Below are 18659 nucleotides of genomic sequence, written 5' to 3' on the forward strand. Positions count from 1 at the left end.
GGGGGCGGTCCAGCGGGCCGCCCCCCGGTACTGCGAAGCGCGGGTAACAGTCAGTCGGCGACGAGCCCCGGGTAGAGGCGCAGGGCGTTGCGACGATAGAGCTTGTCCAGCACCGAGTCGGGCAGGCCCACGCCGTGGATGTTCCACCGCCCCTGCCGCGGTGGCACCTCGGGCCCGTGGGGGAAGTAATCGTCGAAGGTCTCCAGGAAGCGGAAGTAGTAGGGATACCAGGGGCCCAGAGGTGGCCGATCGGTGCCGAAGAGCACTCGGTCCTCGAACTCGATGAGGAACCTGCGGGCGGTGTGAGGCTGGCGGCCTAGTTCGGCGATACGCTCGGAGATGTCGCAATACACGTTGGGATGCGGCCGGAGGAGCGCATCGGCTACCCAACTCAGGTTTTCGGCGTAGGAGCCGACGTGAGCCACCTGGAACAAGGTACCAGGATGTTTGCCTACCAACCCCAGGAGCTGGTCCATGAGGGCCTCGAACGAGGGGAACTCGGGCCCATACCAGCTCCAATCGGGGCGGAGGTGTAGTTCGTCCCAGCGCTCGTTGCGTCCGTCCAGGGGGCGGAAGAAGGCGACTGGGTCGGCCACATGGATGAGGACGCAGACGCCCGCGTCGGCCACGGCGCCCCACAGATCGGACAGGCGCGAGTCATCCACCGGGATCAGGCGGTTGGCCTCGTCGCGGTATCTGAGCCCAAGGCTCTTGGAAACCTTGAGTCCGTCGGCGCCGCGGGCCACGGCCTGAGTGAACTGCTCTACCAGGGCGGTTGGCCAACCGGGGTCGGAGCAGACCGACCAGTCAAGCGCCGCCAGCACCGCGACCCTCTCCGGGTACTGAGCCTTGATGACGTCCAGAGCGTAATCTAGCCGGCCGCCGACGAAACCGTCGAGGTCTACGATGCCGCGCACGTTGTGGCGGTCGAGAGCCTCGATGAGGAGGTGAGGCGGCAGTTCCGACCGCTCACCGGGTTCGCCATCGCGGCTGAGCCACCGGAGGTGATTGTGCGCGTCTATGGCGGGGAAACGCGCCCTGTCCACTTGATGCTGCGGCACCACCAGCTGGGAATCGGGCAGAAAGTCCTCGAGGAGCAGTCGCTCTGTCATGCCCTCTCCTTAAGCCTGACGCGTGAGGCACAAGCCGGGAACGGTCTCTAGTTCTTCCCGTAGATACAGGGCAAGCAGAAGCGAGTCAAGCGCAGGCGCAGCTCCTCCTTGCCCCGGGGGCGGCTACGCCTTGGTTGAGGGCCAGCCGCGGAGGCTGCCGACCATGGGCGTTGGCCACGAGCAGCCAAAGGGCCCGATTGGCCTGGTTGAGGGGAGGCATCTGGCTGGCTGGAGGTCCGTCCTGGCCGCCGGGTGGGCCTCGTTCATTTGCGGTGGCGCGGCTCTCGTGAGCCGCGGTGGCGATCCGAGTCTGTCCAGCGGTTGACGGCTGCCACGCTCGGCGGCGGCGCCTTTTGGCAGCCTAGTATCGGACCACGGATTCCGACCTACACTGTCTTTCCGCTCCTCGAGGGCACCCAGATCGGGGGCGCAATCCGCGACTGCGCTGCAGGTGCTCCGTACCCTGAGGGCCGCGTCCCGTGTCTCCATGCGTCCACTGCGTCGGTGCACCTCCGCTCGAAGGGGGTATGCGCCCCCACGCAACCTACCTCGGGGTGCTTCTGTCTACAGGAGGCACAGGGACGCATCAGGAGAGACCGAAAGTGCCTGGATGCCATCGCTTGGGCCTGGCGGCCGAGGGGATAGCCCACGTTCGAAGCCTATTGAAGAAGCGGGAGGCGCGGTTCTGCTCCGCAGGGCTGCTCCCTGAACGCACTAGTCGTGTAGCCCCCGGCTGCAGGGGTTTTGCGCTGGAAGGAGGGGCGTGATAGAATGCGTCTTTGGCAATCGAAGCGCCGGTGCCGCTCTGCAGCGCAGTCGCGGCGGGAGGATAGTCTCGAGAGGAGGAAGGATTGCCGACAGTCAATCAGTTGGTGCGTAGAGGGCGCAAGCCGTCGGCCAGGAAGTCCAAGGCGCCGGCTCTGCAGTACAACTACAACAGCCAGGAGCGGCGTACGAAGCGGATGCCCAAGGGTAATCCGCAGAAGCGTGGCGTCTGCACCCAGGTTCGCACCACGACGCCCAAGAAGCCGAACTCGGCTCTCCGCAAGGTGGCGAGGGTCAGGCTCAGCAACGGCGTTGAGGTCACCGCGTACATCCCGGGGGAGGGACACAGCCTCCAGGAGCACAACGTGGTTTTGGTGCGGGGCGGTCGCGTCAAAGACCTCCCTGGTGTTCGCTATCACATAGTTCGTGGTGCGCTCGACTCCACCGGTGTGGAAGGGCGCAGCAAGGGACGTTCGAAGTACGGTTCGAAGAGGCCGAAGCGGTAGGGCTTCGCGAGCGCGAGACGCCTCCGCTCCCCTATCCGGGCGGTAGGCGGGTAGCCCGGGCATCGCGGGCCCCCGAGTCTGCTAGCACGGGAATTCGCGCTAGGGCATCTGCTGAAGCCTCTGCTGGTCGTTCATCTGGTCCGGTCAATCTACAAGTCATCGGGCCCTGGGGCCCCGGCATTTGTCGTGCCGTTCGCAGGAGGGAAGGCATGCCTAGACGGTATAGGCCGCCTCGCCGTGAGGTGGAGCCCGATCCGCGCTATCAGAGTGAGCTGCTGATGCGGTTTGTCAACAAGCTCATGCGTGGGGGGAAGAAGAGCGTCGCGTTGGGACTGGTGTACGACGCCTTCGAGTTGATAGAACAGCGCGCCCGCCGGAACCCCTTGGAGGTATTCGAGCAAGCGGTGCGCAACGTCACCCCGGTGATTGAAGTGAAGCCACGCCGGGTGGGTGGGGCCACATATCAGGTCCCGATGGAAGTAGCGCCCCACCGGCGGACTTCGCTGGCCTTGCGGTGGCTGATGATGGCTGCCCGGCAGCGGCCCGGCCACTCCATGGCCGAGAAGCTGGCAGCGGAGCTGATAGACGCCGCGAACGGAGAGGGATCGGCCATTCGGCGCAAGGAAGAGACTCATCGCATGGCTGAGGCCAACCGAGCCTTTGCCCATTATCGCTGGTGAGCTGAGCTACCTGAGAGTCTGAGGGACAGTGCGTAGCTACCCGATCGAGAGGACCCGCAACATAGGCATCATCGCTCACATAGACGCGGGCAAGACCACCACCACCGAGCGCATCCTCTTCTACACCGGCCGCACTCACCAACTGGGGAACGTTGATGAGGGCACCACGGTGACGGATTGGATGGAGCAGGAGCGAGAGCGGGGGATCACCATAACCTCCGCGGCCGTGACCTGCTTCTGGCGCGATTATGAGATCAACATCATTGACACCCCAGGCCACATTGATTTCACGGCTGAGGTGCAGCGCGCCTTGCGGGTGCTGGATGGGGGCGTGGTGGTCTTCGATGCCGTGGCCGGGGTGGAGCCCCAGTCGGAGACGGTGTGGCGGCAGGCCGATCGGTTCCGGGTTCCGCGGGTGTGCTTCGTCAACAAGATGGATCGAGAGGGGGCGGACTTCTGGCGCACCATTGGCATGATCCGCGATCGCCTAGGGGCGTCGCCGGTCGCGATCCAGGTGCCCATCGGGGTGGGGGCATCGTTCGCCGGCGCCGTGGACCTCATCCCGATGACGGCGTTGGTCTATCCGGACGAGTTGGGGACGCGACCGGAGAGCGTGCCCATTCCCGCCGGACTGGAATCAGAGGTAGCCCAGCGACGCGAGGAACTAGTGGAGGCCATCGCCAGCCACGATGATGCCATCCTGCACCAGTACCTAGAGGGTGAGGAGATCGCGCCGAGGGAGCTGGTTCAGGGCCTGAGGCGGTGCACCATTGCCGGTCAGCTGGTGCCAGTGCTGTGCGGCTCCTCGCTTCGCAACAAGGGCGTCCAACGACTCCTGGATGCGGTGGTTGACTACCTGCCCTCGGCGGCAGACATTCCGCCTATACAGGGGGTGCGACCCGATAGCGGCGAGCCGACGGTGCGGCATGCCTCGGTGGACGAGCCCTTCAGTGCCCTGGTGTTCAAGATCGTGTCGGATCCGTATGCCGGTCGGTTGGCCTACTTGCGGGTCTACTCCGGACGGGCTGCCACGGGCGATACGGTCCTGAATGCGAGCAGGGGCCAGCGGCAGAGGCTGCCCAGACTGCTGCGGATGTACGCTAACCGACGGGAGGAAGTGCAAGAGATCTTCGCCAGCGACATCGTGGCCACGGTTGGGGTTCGGGACGTTGGCACGGGGGACACCCTATGCGATGTGGATCACCCGATCTTGCTCGAATCCATCACGTTTCCCGAGCCAGTCATTTCGGTGGCGATTGAGCCGCGGACCAAGGCGGATCAGGACCGGATGTCTGATGCCCTGCGGAAACTGGCCGAGGAGGATCCCACTTTCCGCATAGACTACGACGACACCACCGGGCAGACGCTGATCTCGGGGATGGGTGAGCTGCACCTCGAGGTTCTCATTGACCGTATGCGGAGGGAGTTCGGAGTTGGTGCCCATGTGGGCACGCCCCAGGTGGCCTATCGAGAGACGATCACCGCAGCCGTCGAGGTCGAGGGACGCTTCGTCCGGCAGACGGGCGGCCGGGGCCAGTACGGTCACGTCAAGCTGCAGATTGAGCCTCTAGGCAAGGGGAGCGGCCTCGAGTTCGAGAATGCCATCGTCGGTGGGGCAATTCCTCAGGAGTACATCCCTGCTGTGCGCCAGGGGATCGAGGAAGCAGCCAGTGCCGGTGTCCTAGCGGGTTACCCGGTGACGGACGTGAAAGTGAGGCTGGTGGACGGCTCCTACCATCCGGTGGATTCGTCGGAGTTGGCGTTCCGCATCGCCGGCAGTATGGCCTTCCGCGATGGCGTGATGAAGGCGGGGCCAATTCTGCTGGAGCCGATCATGAAGGTGGAGGCAGTGGTGCCGGAGGCGGCCACGGGAGACGTCATCGGCAGCCTGAGCCAGCGCCGCGCCGACATCCAGGGGATGGAGGAGCGGCCCGGCGAGTTCAAAGCCATTGTGGCGCTGGTGCCGTTGGCGGAGATGTTCGGCTATGCCACCGAGATCCGCTCCATGACCCAAGGCCGCGGCACCTTCACCATGGAGTTCCATCACTACGGCCCCGTGCCGCAAGAGGTAGCCAGACGCCTTACCGGCTGAACGCCCCAGGACGCCGGGTTGCGGAGCCGGTCTAGGCAGCTATAATAGTAGAGTTTGCCCCCAGTCCGTGGAGTGGTGGGCGGAGTGCCTCAGGAGGTACCGAGAGATGGCGAGGGAGCGGTTTGTACGGACGAAGCCGCACGTAAACGTGGGGACGATAGGGCACATAGACCATGGCAAGACGACGCTGACGGCAGCGATCACGAAGGTACTAGCGTTGAAGGGGTTAGCGAGTTACCGGCCGTTTGAGTCGATAGACAATGCGCCGGAGGAGAAAGAGCGGGGCATCACGATAGCGATAGCGCATGTAGAGTATGAGACTGAGAAGCGGCACTATGCGCACATAGACTGTCCTGGTCATGCTGACTACATCAAGAACATGATCACTGGTGCGGCGCAGATGGATGGGGCGATACTAGTAGTAGCGGCGCCGGATGGTCCCATGCCGCAGACGCGGGAGCACGTACTATTAGCGCGGCAGGTTGAGGTACCGGCGATGGTAGTATTTTTGAACAAAGTCGACATGATGGAGGACGAGGAGTTATTGGAGTTAGTAGAGTTAGAGTTACGGGAGTTATTGGATGGGCATGGTTTTCCTGGGGACGAGGTACCGGTAGTACGTGGGAGTGCGTTGAAGGTAATTGAGAGTGACAGTACGGACCCTGAGGCGCCGGAGTACAGGTGCATATGGGAGTTATTGCGGGCGATAGACGATTATGTACCCACGCCGCAGCGGGAGGTAGACCGGCCGTTTTTGATGGCGATAGAGGATGTATTTGGGATCAAGGGACGTGGGACGGTAGTGACGGGTCGGATAGAGCGTGGGCGGTGAAGGTAGGGGACGAGGTAGAGATAGTAGGGTTACGGGAGACGCGGCGGACGGTAGTGACTGGGGTAGAGATGTTTCGCAAGACTCTAGATGAGGGGATAGCGGGGGACAATGTAGGGTGTTTGTTGCGGGGGATAGAGCGGGATGAGGTAGAGCGGGGGCAGGTACTGGCGCAGCCTGGGAGCATACGGGCGCACGATCGTTTCCGGGCGCAGGTATATGTACTACGGGCGGAGGAAGGTGGGCGGCACACGCCGTTTTTGCCTGGGTATCGGCCGCAGTTTTACATGCGGACGTTGGACGTGACGGGGACCATCTTGCTGCCTGAGGGGGTAGAGATGGTGATGCCTGGGGACAACATAGAGATGACGGTGGAGCTGATCACGCCGGTAGCGCTGGAGGCGGGGAGCCGGTTTGCCATCCGCGAGGGTGGACGCACCGTGGGTGCCGGCGCCATCACCGAAGTGCTCGATTAGGGGGTAGGGGCGCCGGGGAAGCGATATGGCAAGGGAAAGGATCAGGATCCGACTGAAGGCCTACGACCACAGACTGATCGACCAGTCCGCACAGCAGATCGTCGAGGCAGCGGAGCGGACGGGTGCGGCGGTAGCCGGGCCGGTGCCGCTACCCACCAAGACCGAGCGCTTCGTGGTGATGCGGTCGCCATTCATTGACAAGGACTCGAGAGAGCAGTTCGAGATCCGGACTCACAAGAGGCTCATTGACGTGCTCAGGCCGACCTCGAAGACCATAGACACGCTTATGCGTCTCAATCTGCCCGCCGGTGTGGACATCGAGATCAAGGTCTAGCGCCTTTCGGCTACTCTTAGGCCTGGGCAGCTCTCTCCGAGGTGTATGATGAAAGGTCTCATAGGAAGAAAGCTCGGCATGACCCAGATGTTCACCGAACAAGGTGAGCTCATACCGGTGACACTCATCCAGGCCGGGCCCTGCTATGTCACGCAGCGCAAGACCACCGAGAAGGATGGCTACTCGGCCATCCAGGTGGGGTTCGAGGCCGTGCCTGGCCGGAAGATCACCAAGGGGGAGCGGCTTCACCTCCAGAAGGCGGGTGCGCCTCCCCTGCGTCACGTGCGGGAGTTCCGGGTCAAGCCCGATGAGCAGTACGAGTTGGGGCAAGTGCTCGACGTAGGCCAGTTTGGCCTAGGCGAGAGAGTGGATGTGGTGGGAACCAGCAAGGGACGCGGCTTCGCCGGTGCGGTGAAGCGCCACGGGTTCGCCGGTGGCCCTAAGACCCACGGCCAGTCGGACCGGCATCGGGCAGTGGGCAGCATAGGATCAGGGACGACTCCGGGGCGAGTACTCAAGGGGATGCGGATGCCGGGCCACATGGGCAACGCCAGGCGCACCGCGTCTGGGCTGGAGGTGGTCTTCGTCGATCCTGAGCGACATATCATAGGTGTCCGGGGCGGCGTGCCTGGGGCCGTCAACGGCCTGGTGGTCATCAAAGAGGCCCGTAAGCAGTAGCCGCAGTCAGCCAGAGGAGCTAGACATGTTGGTTCCGGTGCACAACATAGAAGGCGAGATCGTGTCGGAGAGGGAGCTGCCGGACGCGATCTTCGGCGTGGAGCCGAACGAAGATCTGATGCATCAGGCTTTGGTCCGGCAGTTGGCCAACGCTCGCCTGGGGACCCACTCGACCAAGACGAGGGGCGAGGTAAGCGGCGGTGGGCGCAAGCCGTGGCGGCAGAAGGGCTTGGGCCGCGCTCGACATGGCAGCATTCGGTCCCCGATCTGGCGAGGGGGTGGAATCGCGTTCGGGCCTCGGCCACGCAGCTATCGCCAGGACCTGACCAAGAAGATGCGCCGTGCGGCCGTCCGGTCGGCACTGAGCGTGAAGGCACGGGCGGGATTGATCACCCTGGTAGACGAGCTGAGTCCGGATAGCCCCCGAACTAGGGAGTTCGTGGCGACCCTGGACCGGTTGCAGGCGGGAGATAGCGTGTTGGTGGCTGTGCACAAGCCTGATCGCAACCTGGAGCTGGCCGCGCGCAACCTCTCCGACGTCAAAGTAATTCGAGCCACCTACCTGAACATCCGTGATCTCCTTGGCCACGAACGTCTGCTCCTGACGCTGGGGGCATTGGACGAGGTGGAGGAGTGGCTCGACCCGGCGCGGGCGCGAAGGGCGGAGGTCGAGGCGTGAACATATACGAAGTGATCAGAAGGCCGCTAACGACGGAGAAGACGTACGGCCTCCGCGGGGAGAACAAGTACGTATTCGAGGTGCATCCAGCCGCCAGCAAGATTGAGGTGAAGCAGGCGGTGGAGACCTTGTTCGAGGTGGACGTGGCGGCAGTGAATGTCGTCAACGTGCCGGAGAAGAGGCGAAGAGCGGGGCGACGATGGATCGTCAGCCGGCCGGCCAGGAGGAAGGCGATGGTGCGGTTGGCCGAGGGGCAGTCCATTCGTGCGCTCGAGTCTGCCTAGCCGGCGACGCAGCGTAAGAGGAGACCAGAGGAGTCCATAGATGCCAGTGAAGGTATACAGGCCTACGTCCCCCGGACGACGGGACATGAGCGTGCCTACCTTCGAGGAGATCACGACCACGGAAGCCGAGCGCTCCCTGGTCAGGCCTCTGAGGAGGACGGGCGGGCGCAGCCGTGGCCGCATATCGGTGCGGCACCGGGGCGGTGGCCACAAGCGCCGGTACCGGGTTATTGACTTCAGGCGTGATAAGCAGGGCGTGCCGGCGCGGGTGGCCAGTATCGAGTACGACCCCAACCGGTCAGCGCGCATCGCGCTCCTGGTCTACGCCGACGGCGAGAAGCGGTACATAGTGGCCCCGCTCGGCCTCAAGGTGGATGCTACGGTTATGTCGGGGCCAGGGTCCGAGATAAGAGTGGGCAACTCCCTGCCTATAGCTAACATCCCTCTGGGAACGATGGTCCATAACATAGAGTTGGAGCCCGGGAGAGGAGGGCAGCTGGTGCGCGCGGCGGGCACCGGGGCGCAGGTCTTGGCGAAGGAGGGCGATTACGCCCAGATCCGGTTGCCGAGCGGCGAGGTCCGCCGGGTGAGGATGGAGTGCATGGCCACCATCGGACAGGTGGGCAACGAGGACCACGCCAACATCCGCCTGGGCAAGGCAGGGCGCAAGCGCTGGCTGGGCCGACGCCCGGAGGTACGCGGGTCGGCCATGACACCGCGGGATCATCCACACGGTGGTGGCGAGGGTCGGGCGCCCATCGGGATGCCCAGCCCCAAGACTCCCTGGGGCAAGCCGACTCTGGGGCAGCGTACCCGCAAACAGAAGCGAACGGACAAGTACATCGTTCGCAGGCGCGGCCGGCGCCGGTGAGGGAAGGACAGGAGGACATGAGTGACTAGATCTCTCAAGAAGGGGCCCTACATAGAGAGCAAGCTTCTGGAGAAGGTCGAGGAAATGAACCGGACGGGCGAGCGCCGAGTGATACGCACCTGGTCGCGGGCCTCGACTGTGTTTCCCCAGATGGTGGGGCATACGATCGCGGTCCATGATGGGCGCCGGCACGTCCCGGTCTACATAACTGAGAACATGGTGGGCCACAAGCTGGGCGAGTTCGCGCCCACGAGGCTCTTCCGCGGTCACGTAAGTCGCGGGCGCGCCGCGCGGCGCTGAGCAGGGAACAGAGATGTACGAAGAAGGTTACCAGGCCGTACAGAAGTACGTGGGTATCTCGCCTCAGAAAGTGAGGCTGGTTATTGACCAGGTTCGCGGCCTTCCGGCGCAGGAGGCGCTGGCTGTGCTGCAGTTCATGCCCCAGAGCGCGGCTCTGCCCGTATCCAAGGCGATCAAGAGCGCTATGGCTAACGCCGAGAACAACTTCGGGGCGGAGCCGGACGAGCTGGTGGTAGCAGAGATTGCGGCGGACCCTGGTCCTACCCGACGGTGGCGGCGGTTTGGAGCTCGCGGGCGGTGGAAGCCCATTCGCAGAAGGTCGAGCCACATCAGGGTAGTGCTGTCGCAGCGCTCGATCTAGGAGATGCCTGGGACGATCTGGCTTGGTGAGATAGGACGGGGAGGCAGAGAACTTGGGTAGGAAAGTTCATCCCTACGGCTTCCGGATCGGGATAGTGAACGACTGGCGAGCGCGTTGGTTTGCCGACAAGGACAAGAGCTACCGGGAGCAGTTGCTCGAGGACATAGAGATACGGGAACTCATCTACGAGCAGATGAGAAACGCTGCCATCGCTGCGGTGGACATCGAGCGGTTCCCGAACCAGATTTCGGTGACGATCCACACCGCTCGGCCCGGCATTGTGATCGGGCGCAAGGGTGCCATCGTGAACGCCTTGCGCCAGCGCCTGGAGGATCGGACCGGGAAGCACGTGCGGCTAGATGTCCAGGAGATCCGCGACCCGGATCTTCAGGCCAAGCTGGTGGCAGAGAGCATCGCCGAGCAGTTGGAGCGGCGGGTGAGCTTCCGGCGTGCTGTACGTCAGGGCATGCAGCGTGCTATGCGGGCTGGGGCCGAAGGGGTGATGGTACGGGTCTCGGGTCGTCTGTCGGGTGCTGACATGGGGCGCACGGAGACCATGCGCGAGGGGCGCATACCCAGGAACACTCTGCGGGCTGAGATAGACTTCGGCCAGGCGGAGGCACTGACCACCTTCGGACTCATAGGGGTGAAGGTCTGGATCTACCGAGGTGAGGTCATGCCCGAGGGCGTCGGCCCCAGGCGGGTCGAGGCAGAGACGGAGCCAGCTCAGGCCTAGGCCGAGGTGGGCCACACCGGGCTCAGGGGAGATGTAACGCGATGTTGATGCCGAAACGGGTCAAGTATAGGAAGCAACAGCGTGGCCGAAGGCGAGGGGTGGCCTCGCGAGGGAACACGATTGCTTTTGGGGAGTATGGTCTCCAGGCGATGGAGGCTTGCTGGATGACGAACCGCCAATTGGAGGCGGCGCGACGCGCCATCGTGCGCTACATTCGCCGGGGCGGACGCATGTGGACGCGCGTCTTCCCGGACAAGCCGGTCACCAAGAAGGCCGCGGAGACGCGGATGGGTGGCGGCAAGGGCTCGGTGGAGGAGTGGGTGGCGGTGGTGCAGCCCGGGCGGATTCTGTTCGAGTTGAGCGGCATAGATGAGGAGTTGGCGCGGGAGGCATTCCGGCTGGCCTCTTCCAAGCTTCCCATCGCCACTCAGTTCGTGGTCAAGACGGACCCCATCACTGGCTCTAGGGTGGCTGGATCATGAGGGCGAGCGAGCTGCGCGAGAGCAACAATGAGGAGCTGGGGCGTCTTCTGGACGAGGCGAACCGAGAGCTCTTCAACTTACGGTTTCAGGCTGCTTCCGGGCAGTTGGCCGACCGGCAACGGATGCGCGAGGTGCGCAAGAACATCGCGCGCATCAAGACCGTTCTGAGGGACCGGCAGTTGGCTGCCGAAGTGGCGGAGGAAGAATGAACGGGCAGCGTCGGGTTCTTACCGGGACGGTTACCAGCGACAAGATGGACAAGACGGTCGTCGTCCAAGTGGAGCGTTCTTACCGTCATCCGTTGTACGGGAAGGTGGTACGCAGCCACAGGAAGTACGTGGCTCACGACGAGGACAATCAGTGTCGCCTGGGAGACACGGTGAGCATTAGGGAGAGCCGGCCGCTCAGCAAGACGAAGCGCTGGGTGGTGGAGCAGATCCTGAGTCGTGAGGCACTGCCCGAGGAGTAGGCAGCAGCAATCCGTGCCTGTGGGCGCGTTATTCGAGGGAGATAGGCGATGATCCAGCAGCAGTCCACTCTTCGAGTGGCAGATAACACAGGCGCGCGTGAACTCATGTGTATCCGCGTTCTCGGCGGCACCAAGCGCAAGTACGCCAGCGTGGGCGACATCATCATCGCCTCCGTGAAGCAGGCCGCTCCCAACAGCGCCGTGCGCAAGGGCGATGTGGTGCGGGCGGTGGTCGTGCGCACCAGCAAGGAGTACGGACGGCCCGATGGGAGCTCCATTCGCTTCGACGACAACGCGGCCGTCCTGATAGATGATGGGCGCAGCCCTCGGGGTACCCGGATCTTCGGCCCTGTGGCTCGAGAGCTCCGAGACAAGGGGTTCATGCGCATAGTCTCGCTGGCCCCGGAAGCCTTGTAGAGCTACGAGGGAGGTACCGGTGAGGAAGATACGACGAGACGACACGGTCGAGGTCATAAGTGGCGAGCATCGAGGGATGCGCGGCCAGGTGCTGCGAGTAGATCCTAAGAGCGAGCGAGCCGTGGTGCAGGGCCTGAACCTGGTGAAGGTGCATGAGAGGCGGACGCGAGAGCGCGACGGAGGGATCATCCAGCGCGAGGCACCGCTGCACCTGTCGAACCTGGCTCTAGTATGTCCGACGTGTGACGCGCCCAGTAGGGTCGGGATAAGGGTGACAGCGGACGGGCGCATGGTGCGCTTCTGCAAGAGATGCAACGAGACTATCGAGTAGGCGGGAGACAGTTAGATGCCAAGGGTCAAAGACCTGTATGAGTCGGAGATCGTCCCCCGCATGATGGAGGAGTTCGGCTACACCAACGTCATGCAGGTGCCGCGCGTGGAGAAGGTGGTGGTGAACGTCGGCGTGGGCGAAGCGCTGACCAACGCCAATGCCCTGGACGCGGCTTCGCGGGACGTAGCGGCCATCACCGGGCAGAAGCCGGCCGTGCGGCGGGCGCGGAAGTCCATTGCGTCGTTCAGGCTGCGCGAGGGTGCTCCGGTGGGAGTGAAAGTGACGTTGAGAGGGAGCCGCATGTATGACTTCCTCGATCGCCTCATCAATGTGGCCCTTCCCCGGCAGCGTGACTTTCGCGGCATCTCGCCGGACTCGTTTGATGGGCGAGGCAACTACACCCTGGGCCTGCGGGAACAGCTCGTCTGGCCCGAGATAGACTACGACCAGATAGACCAGGTGCGCGGCATGGAGATTACCATCGTGACCACGGCCAGGACGGACGAAGAAGGCCGTCGGCTGCTGCAACTGATGGGCATGCCGTTCGCTATGGCCGCTTGAGCGGGCAGCGTCTGAGTTTGGCGGAGGGAATGTGGCGAAGAAATCGATGATTGCCAGGGAGAAGAGGCGCAAGTACCCCACGCGGGTGGTGAATCGCTGTGCCATGTGTGGCCGGCCACGGGCGTACATGCGGCGCTTCGGTCTCTGCCGTATATGTTTCCGGCGCGAGGCGCTCGAGGGCAGGGTCCCGGGCGTGCGTAAGTCGAGCTGGTGACATGGGGTGGAATGGGGAAGGTGGAGTAGGTTGATGACCACGAGCGACCCGATTGCTGACATGCTCGCCCGCATACGGAATGCCCTCATGGTGAATCAGAGCCATGTGGTCATGCCCGGATCCAGGATGAAGGCGGAGATCGCCCGGGTTTTGAAGGAAGAGGGCTATATCCGCAACTACGAGATCATCCGGGACGGGGCCCGATCCACTCTGCGGATCTGGCTCAAGTACACAGAAGACAAGGAACCGGTGATCACGGGGATGAAGCGGGTGAGCCGACCGGGCAGAAGGGCCTATTGCGGGCGGCACGAGATACCCTGGGTGATGAGTGGCCTGGGCATCGCCATACTGACTACGCCCTTGGGCGTGATGACGGACGAGCAGGCTCGGCGCAGTCGGGTCGGCGGTGAAGTCCTCTGCCAGGTCTGGTAGGGCGCGGTCGTTCGTACCCGAGGGGAGTGAGAGATGTCTCGCATAGGCAAGAAACCGATTGACATACCGGCCGGCGTCCAAGTGAAGGTCGACGGGCCGCACGTTGAGGTACGCGGTCCCAGGGGCGAGTTGGCTCGTACATTCAGCTCTGAGATGTCCATCGTTGTGGAGCAGAGCGATGGCCGGAGCCAACTGAGGGTCGAGCGGCCCAGCGATCAGCCCCGCCACCGGGCTTTGCACGGGCTCACACGGGCCCTGCTCGCCAATATGGTCACCGGGGTGGTGGAGGGTTTTCGAAAGGACCTTCAGATCGAGGGCACCGGTTACCGCGCCGAGCTGCAGGGGACTGACCTGGTGCTGTTAGTAGGCTACTCGCACCCGGTGAGGTTTAGGCCTCCGGCCGGGATCACCTTCTCCGTGGACCGCTCTGGGCGTCAGGTAAGCGTTGAGGGGCTGGACAAGGAGCAGGTGGGTGAGATGGCGGCCAAGATTCGCGACGCGCGCCCACCCGAACCCTATCTGGGCAAGGGCATCCGCTACGTGGGCGAGCAGGTGCGCCGCAAGGCCGGGAAAGCCGGTGCCTCGTAGTTATCAGGAGAACGTGCCGGCTGTTCATTTTGCGAAGCCAGGCAGCCGAGGAGTTGGGTCATGGCGAATGTGCGGAAGAAGAATCTGGCGCGTCAGCGTCGCCACGCTCGGGTGAGGCAGAAGGTGATGGGTACCCCGGAGCGGCCGAGGCTGAACGTGTTCCGCAGCTTGAAGCACATATACGTGCAGTTGGTGGACGACACCCAGGGCAATACCTTGGCTTCGGCGTCCACTCTGGATCCGGAGATCAGAGCCAGGCTGGCGGAGCTGCCCAAGATGCAGCAGGCCGAGTTGGTGGGCGAGACGGTAGCGCAGCGGGCTCGCGAGAAAGGGATCACCAAGGTGGTCTTTGATCGGGGCGGGTATGCTTACCACGGCCGCATCGAGAGGCTGGCGGAGGCTGCCAGAAAGGGTGGACTGGAGTTCTGACGCGCGAGCGTCGGTGAGACTTGCCAGGAGGTATGATGGCCGCTAGGGGGTATCCCGAGGCTGAGGAGTTCGACGAGCGCGTGGTCGAGATCAACCGCGTGGCCAAGGTGCTGCAGGGAGGCCGGCGTTTCGGCTTCCGCACTGTGGTGGTCGTCGGTGACAATAGAGGCCGCGTAGGCATGGGCGTGGGAAAGGCGCGGGAAGTCCCTTCGGCAGTCCGCAAGGGCATGGACCGGGCCCGGCGTTCGATGGTGGACGTGCCTCTCCGGGGCAGGACGATACCGCATCCGGTGACGGGGAGGCATGGTTCCACCAAGGTGCTACTGCGTCCGGCTGCACCGGGAACGGGCGTGATCGCCGGAGGCCCGGTGCGGGCGGTGGTGGAGGCTGCCGGAGTGCACGACCTCCTGTCCAAGGCCATGGGCAGCCGCAACCCTCTGAACGTGGTTCTAGCGACCATGGACGCTCTGAGCCAGCTCCGTGATCCCGAGGAGTACGCGCGGATGCGGGGCAAGAACGAGGCCGAAGTGCGCCCCTTCTGGGAGAGAAAGAACGATGAATGATAGTGGGCGGATCGTGATACGCCTGGTCAAGAGCCCTATTGGGGCGAAGGAGGAGCACAAGCGGACGCTTCGGGCGCTAGGCTTGCGCAAGCTGGGCCAGGAAGTGACCAAGACGGACGGTCCGGTGGTGAGGGGCATGGCGTCTGCGGTGACGCACCTGGTCGAGATTGTGGAACAAGGGAGCTGAGGGCCACATGAGGCTGCACGACTTGGGTCCCCGAGAGGGGTCTCGCAAACGAAGAAAGCGAGTGGGGCGAGGCATCGCTGCTGGGCAGGGCAAGACGGCGGGACGAGGCACGAAAGGTCAGAAGTCGCGCTCGGGCGGGGCCAAGCCACCCTATTTCGAGGGTGGGCAGTTGCCCCTGGTCCGACGTCTCCCCTGGCGCCGCGGGTTCACGCCTCTCAGCAGAGTCTCTTACACCCCGGTGAATCTGGCCCGCTTGGCGGAGTTCGAGCCGCAGTCAGTGATCACCCCGCAGGACATGGCTCGCGCTGGCATCATCAAGGAGGCTGAGGCACGGGTCAAGGTTCTGGGCGAGGGCGAGCTGGATCGCCCGCTCACTGTCTGGGCGCACGGCTTTTCCGCCAGCGCTCGGGAGAAGATCGAAGCGGCGGGCGGCCGGGCCGAGTTACTGGAGAGCTGATCCAGTGCTGGGGCTGGGGCCGCGAGGGTAGAGGCAGGAAGAGATGATTGAGGCGCTTCGCAATGCGTTGCGCATGCCGGACCTGCGCAAGAAGATCCTGTTCACACTGGGCATCCTGGTGGTATACCGGTTTGCGGCCCATGTGCCGGTGCCGGGGGTGGACCGGGAGGCTTTGCGCTTTGCCTTCAGCGGGGTCTCGGGGGCGGGTCAGGTACTGAACTTCCTGAACCTGCTCTCGGGCGGGGCGCTGTCTCAGTTCTCGGTGATGGCGCTAGGGGTGTACCCCTACATCACGGCCCAGATCGTGATCCAGTTGCTGACCCCTCTGATCCCTCGGCTTCAGGCTCTCGCTCGCGAGGGAGAGGCAGGGCGGCACAAGACCACGCTGTACACCTACCTGCTGACCATTCCGCTCGCCCTGCTTCAAGGCGTGGCCCAGGCTGCCCTGATGATGCAGTACGGGGTGCTGAACCAGTTTGGGCTGGGGGCATCTACTCTGGTGTCCCTCTCCATTCTGGCTAGCCTGGTTGCTGGCACCATGTTAGCCATCTGGCTGGGGGAGCTGATATCCCAGGAAGGCATTGGGAACGGCATCTCGATCATAATCCTGGGCGGTATCGTGGCCCAAGTGCCCGCGAACGTGGCTCGGCTGGTGTTGGGCGATGTCTCTGGTCTGATCATGTTCTTGATAGTCACCATCATCACCGTAGGCGTCATCGTGGTGGTGCAGGAAGGCGAGCGACGCATCCCGGTGCAGTACGGGCGTCGGGTGGTGGCCATGAGGGGGAACCGGCTCCGCGTGGCGGGAGGGCAGGCGACACACGTACCGCTGAAGGTGAACTCGGCCGGGATGATCCCGCTCATATTCGCGCAGGCCATACTGATCTTCCCCAGCGCCATCGCCAGCTACCTGGCGGTATCGGGGTCCAAGTTCGTGAGCGATCTGGGCACCTTCGTGTCCCAGAACCTGGGCCCTAATGGCAACATGTACTGGATCACGTACTTTCTGATGGTGGTGGCTTTCACCTACTTCTACACCGATGTCATGTTCCGGCAGCAGAACCTGGCGGAGATGCTACAGCGCCAAGGCGGGTTCATTCCCGGCATCAGGCCGGGCCGGCGGACTGAGGAGTACCTGAACGGCGTGGTGCAGCGGATCACGCTGGTGGGAGCGCTCTTTCTGGGGACGGTGGCCGTGCTGCCGTGGCTGGTGCGAGGCATAGCCGAGACTAACACCATGCTGATCACTAGTGCCGGCCTGCTGATCGTGGTAGGTGTGGTGCTGGATACGATGCGGCAGCTAGAGGCTCAGCTGCTTATGCGGCGATACGAAGGATTCTTGCGTCGGTAGCAAGGTGAACCCATAATGTATACTTTGGCACGTGGTTACATCGTGCTCCTGGGCGCCCCGGGAGCGGGTAAAGGCACCCAAGCGGAGAGGCTACAAGAAGAGTTGGGCCTCCCGCACATTGCCACCGGCGACCTGTTCCGCGCTGCCCTCAGGCAGCAGACCCCTTTGGGCAAGCTGGCGCAGTCCTACATGGACAAGGGGCAGTTGGTGCCGGACGACGTTACCATCCGGATGGTGCAGGAGCGTCTGGAGCAGCCGGATGCGCGGGACGGTGCCATCCTGGACGGGTTCCCTCGCACTGTGGAGCAGGCCAGGGCCCTGGATGCTCTGCTGGCTGAGCGGGGCCAGCAGGTGATGGTGGCGCTCTACATCAAGGTCAGCACGGAGCAGCTGCTGGCGCGGCTGGCTGGCCGATGGGTGTGCCGGAGGTGTGGCGACGTCTACCACATGCTGTACAACCCTCCCGCCCAAGAGGGCGTGTGCGATGAGTGTGGCGGCGAGTTATACCAGCGCAGTGACGACACTCCCGAGACACAGCAGCGAAGGATTGATGTCTACCTAGAAGAGACGGCGCCTTTGATCGAGTACTACCGGGAGAGAGGGCTGCTGGCTGAGGTGGACGGCGAGCAGGGCATCGAGCAGGTGTACGCCCAGTTGCTGGAGAGGATCCGTGATGCGGCGGGCGAGCATACGTAGTCGCCGGCCGCCAGTTCGGCTCAAGAGCGCCAGCGAGGTCGAGGCCATGCGTCGGGCTGGGCGGGTAGTTGCCAAGGCGCTGCGCCAAGTGGCGTCTGCACTGGAGCCCGGGATAAGCACCGGTGAGCTGAACGCCGTGGTGGAACAGGTCATCACCGGTGCGGGTGGTATCCCTTCGTTCAAGGGGGTGCCGGCTTTGGTGCCTGGGGCGCCGGACTACCCGGCGGCCAGCTGCATATCGGTCAACGAGGAAGTAGTCCACGGGCTTCCCGGGTCGCGGGTGCTGCGCGAGGGCGACATCGTCAGCGTTGATGTTGGGGTCATCCTGGAAGGATGGCATGGGGACGCCGCAGTCACTCTGGGCGTGGGGCAGATCAGCGAGGAGGCGGAGCGGCTGCTTACCGTCACTCGCCAGGCGCTGGAGGCAGGCATTGCTCGGGCGCGCGCTGGTGGGTGGCTGGGAGATATCTCCGCTGCCATCCAGAGCTGCGGGGAGCAGCACGGCTACTCGGTGGTCAGAGACTTCACCGGCCACGCCATCGGGCGTGAGATGCACGAGGGGTTCCAGGTGCCGAACTTCGGTGTCCCGAAGACGGGGCTCAGGCTACGCCCGGGGATGACCATGGCGCTCGAGCCCATGCTCACGGCTGGTGGTCCCGGTGTAAGCATCAAGAGCGACGGGTGGACGGTGGTCACGCAAGATGGCAGCCTGTCGGCCCACTTCGAGCACACGGTGGCAGTCACTGACGGTGAGCCCATCGTGTTGACGGCAGAGTAGG

Annotated in this window: 28 protein-coding genes and 1 pseudogene; 28 read left to right on the top strand and 1 reads right to left on the bottom strand. The window is 63.8% G+C overall.

Annotated elements, in window-relative coordinates:
* Positions 1–50: 50 nt before the first annotated feature.
* Entirely contained in the window at positions 51–1112 is a 1062-nt protein-coding gene (locus HPY83_04385) for an amidohydrolase family protein (protein ID NPV07188.1), read from the bottom strand.
* An 851-nt stretch (positions 1113–1963) separates the two neighbouring features.
* Between HPY83_04385 and rpsL the strand changes: the two genes are divergently transcribed.
* From rpsL to map, 28 genes and pseudogenes are all read left to right on the top strand, one after another.
* Positions 1964–2383, top strand: coding sequence for a 30S ribosomal protein S12 (gene rpsL, locus HPY83_04390; protein NPV07189.1), 420 nt, complete (start codon positions 1964–1966; stop codon positions 2381–2383).
* Positions 2384–2592: 209 nt separating this feature from the next.
* Entirely contained in the window at positions 2593–3063 is a 471-nt protein-coding gene (gene rpsG / locus HPY83_04395; protein NPV07190.1) for a 30S ribosomal protein S7, read from the top strand.
* Positions 3064–3091: 28 nt separating this feature from the next.
* Positions 3092–5155: an elongation factor G gene (gene fusA, locus HPY83_04400; GenBank protein NPV07191.1), complete on the top strand. Its 2064-nt coding sequence runs from the start codon at positions 3092–3094 to the stop codon at positions 5153–5155.
* 106 nt (positions 5156–5261) lie between these two features.
* Positions 5262–6460 (top strand): annotated as a pseudogene (tuf, locus tag HPY83_04405) (elongation factor Tu).
* A 25-nt stretch (positions 6461–6485) separates the two neighbouring features.
* Positions 6486–6794: a 30S ribosomal protein S10 gene (gene rpsJ, locus HPY83_04410; GenBank protein NPV07192.1), complete on the top strand. Its 309-nt coding sequence runs from the start codon at positions 6486–6488 to the stop codon at positions 6792–6794.
* 45 nt (positions 6795–6839) lie between these two features.
* The gene (rplC, locus tag HPY83_04415) at positions 6840–7472 is read left to right on the top strand and encodes a 50S ribosomal protein L3 (protein ID NPV07193.1); all 633 of its coding nucleotides are present in this window, start codon (positions 6840–6842) and stop codon (positions 7470–7472) included.
* Positions 7473–7497: 25 nt separating this feature from the next.
* Positions 7498–8151, top strand: a complete 654-nt coding sequence (gene rplD, locus HPY83_04420) for a 50S ribosomal protein L4 (protein NPV07194.1) — start codon at positions 7498–7500, stop codon at positions 8149–8151.
* Positions 8148–8435: a 50S ribosomal protein L23 gene (rplW, locus tag HPY83_04425; protein ID NPV07195.1), complete on the top strand. Its 288-nt coding sequence runs from the start codon at positions 8148–8150 to the stop codon at positions 8433–8435. The genes rplD and rplW overlap by 4 nt, the downstream gene beginning before the upstream one ends.
* A gap of 40 nt (positions 8436–8475) precedes the next feature.
* On the top strand, positions 8476–9306 hold the full coding sequence (gene rplB, locus HPY83_04430) for a 50S ribosomal protein L2 (GenBank protein ID NPV07196.1): 831 nt from the start codon (positions 8476–8478) through the stop codon (positions 9304–9306).
* A 21-nt stretch (positions 9307–9327) separates the two neighbouring features.
* Entirely contained in the window at positions 9328–9606 is a 279-nt protein-coding gene (gene rpsS, locus HPY83_04435) for a 30S ribosomal protein S19 (GenBank protein ID NPV07197.1), read from the top strand.
* Positions 9607–9619: 13 nt separating this feature from the next.
* The gene (gene rplV / locus HPY83_04440; protein NPV07198.1) at positions 9620–9967 is read left to right on the top strand and encodes a 50S ribosomal protein L22; all 348 of its coding nucleotides are present in this window, start codon (positions 9620–9622) and stop codon (positions 9965–9967) included.
* A gap of 52 nt (positions 9968–10019) precedes the next feature.
* Positions 10020–10703 carry a 30S ribosomal protein S3 gene (rpsC, locus tag HPY83_04445; GenBank protein NPV07199.1) on the top strand — a complete coding sequence of 228 codons (684 nt, stop codon included), beginning with the start codon at positions 10020–10022 and terminating at the stop codon, positions 10701–10703.
* A 41-nt stretch (positions 10704–10744) separates the two neighbouring features.
* Positions 10745–11185: a 50S ribosomal protein L16 gene (gene rplP / locus HPY83_04450; protein NPV07200.1), complete on the top strand. Its 441-nt coding sequence runs from the start codon at positions 10745–10747 to the stop codon at positions 11183–11185.
* On the top strand, positions 11182–11394 hold the full coding sequence (rpmC, locus tag HPY83_04455) for a 50S ribosomal protein L29 (GenBank protein ID NPV07201.1): 213 nt from the start codon (positions 11182–11184) through the stop codon (positions 11392–11394). Before rplP ends, rpmC begins: the two co-directional genes overlap by 4 nt.
* Positions 11391–11654, top strand: a complete 264-nt coding sequence (gene rpsQ / locus HPY83_04460) for a 30S ribosomal protein S17 (GenBank protein NPV07202.1) — start codon at positions 11391–11393, stop codon at positions 11652–11654. Before rpmC ends, rpsQ begins: the two co-directional genes overlap by 4 nt.
* A gap of 48 nt (positions 11655–11702) precedes the next feature.
* Positions 11703–12071: a 50S ribosomal protein L14 gene (gene rplN, locus HPY83_04465; protein ID NPV07203.1), complete on the top strand. Its 369-nt coding sequence runs from the start codon at positions 11703–11705 to the stop codon at positions 12069–12071.
* 19 nt (positions 12072–12090) lie between these two features.
* Positions 12091–12402: a 50S ribosomal protein L24 gene (locus tag HPY83_04470; protein NPV07204.1), complete on the top strand. Its 312-nt coding sequence runs from the start codon at positions 12091–12093 to the stop codon at positions 12400–12402.
* A 15-nt stretch (positions 12403–12417) separates the two neighbouring features.
* Positions 12418–12963, top strand: a complete 546-nt coding sequence (gene rplE / locus HPY83_04475) for a 50S ribosomal protein L5 (protein NPV07205.1) — start codon at positions 12418–12420, stop codon at positions 12961–12963.
* 31 nt (positions 12964–12994) lie between these two features.
* Positions 12995–13177 carry a type Z 30S ribosomal protein S14 gene (locus tag HPY83_04480; GenBank protein ID NPV07206.1) on the top strand — a complete coding sequence of 61 codons (183 nt, stop codon included), beginning with the start codon at positions 12995–12997 and terminating at the stop codon, positions 13175–13177.
* Positions 13178–13210: 33 nt separating this feature from the next.
* Positions 13211–13609: a 30S ribosomal protein S8 gene (rpsH, locus tag HPY83_04485; protein NPV07207.1), complete on the top strand. Its 399-nt coding sequence runs from the start codon at positions 13211–13213 to the stop codon at positions 13607–13609.
* A gap of 33 nt (positions 13610–13642) precedes the next feature.
* Complete coding sequence (gene rplF / locus HPY83_04490) at positions 13643–14197, top strand: 50S ribosomal protein L6 (GenBank protein NPV07208.1); 555 nt, start codon at positions 13643–13645, stop codon at positions 14195–14197.
* Between the two features lie 60 nt (positions 14198–14257).
* Entirely contained in the window at positions 14258–14626 is a 369-nt protein-coding gene (locus HPY83_04495; GenBank protein ID NPV07209.1) for a 50S ribosomal protein L18, read from the top strand.
* A 35-nt stretch (positions 14627–14661) separates the two neighbouring features.
* On the top strand, positions 14662–15189 hold the full coding sequence (gene rpsE, locus HPY83_04500; protein NPV07210.1) for a 30S ribosomal protein S5: 528 nt from the start codon (positions 14662–14664) through the stop codon (positions 15187–15189).
* A complete protein-coding gene (rpmD, locus tag HPY83_04505) occupies positions 15182–15376 on the top strand; it encodes a 50S ribosomal protein L30 (GenBank protein ID NPV07211.1) in 195 nt (64 codons plus the stop codon). The genes rpsE and rpmD overlap by 8 nt, the downstream gene beginning before the upstream one ends.
* A gap of 7 nt (positions 15377–15383) precedes the next feature.
* The gene (gene rplO / locus HPY83_04510; protein ID NPV07212.1) at positions 15384–15833 is read left to right on the top strand and encodes a 50S ribosomal protein L15; all 450 of its coding nucleotides are present in this window, start codon (positions 15384–15386) and stop codon (positions 15831–15833) included.
* A 43-nt stretch (positions 15834–15876) separates the two neighbouring features.
* Entirely contained in the window at positions 15877–17184 is a 1308-nt protein-coding gene (secY, locus tag HPY83_04515; protein NPV07213.1) for a preprotein translocase subunit SecY, read from the top strand.
* Between the two features lie 15 nt (positions 17185–17199).
* Positions 17200–17880 carry an adenylate kinase gene (locus HPY83_04520; GenBank protein ID NPV07214.1) on the top strand — a complete coding sequence of 227 codons (681 nt, stop codon included), beginning with the start codon at positions 17200–17202 and terminating at the stop codon, positions 17878–17880.
* Positions 17858–18658, top strand: coding sequence for a type I methionyl aminopeptidase (gene map / locus HPY83_04525; GenBank protein ID NPV07215.1), 801 nt, complete (start codon positions 17858–17860; stop codon positions 18656–18658). The genes HPY83_04520 and map overlap by 23 nt, the downstream gene beginning before the upstream one ends.
* The last annotated feature ends 1 nt before the right edge of the window (position 18659 follow it).

It is taken from the genome of Anaerolineae bacterium (assembly GCA_013178015.1).
Classification (GTDB): domain Bacteria; phylum Chloroflexota; class Anaerolineae; order DRVO01; family DRVO01; genus Ch71.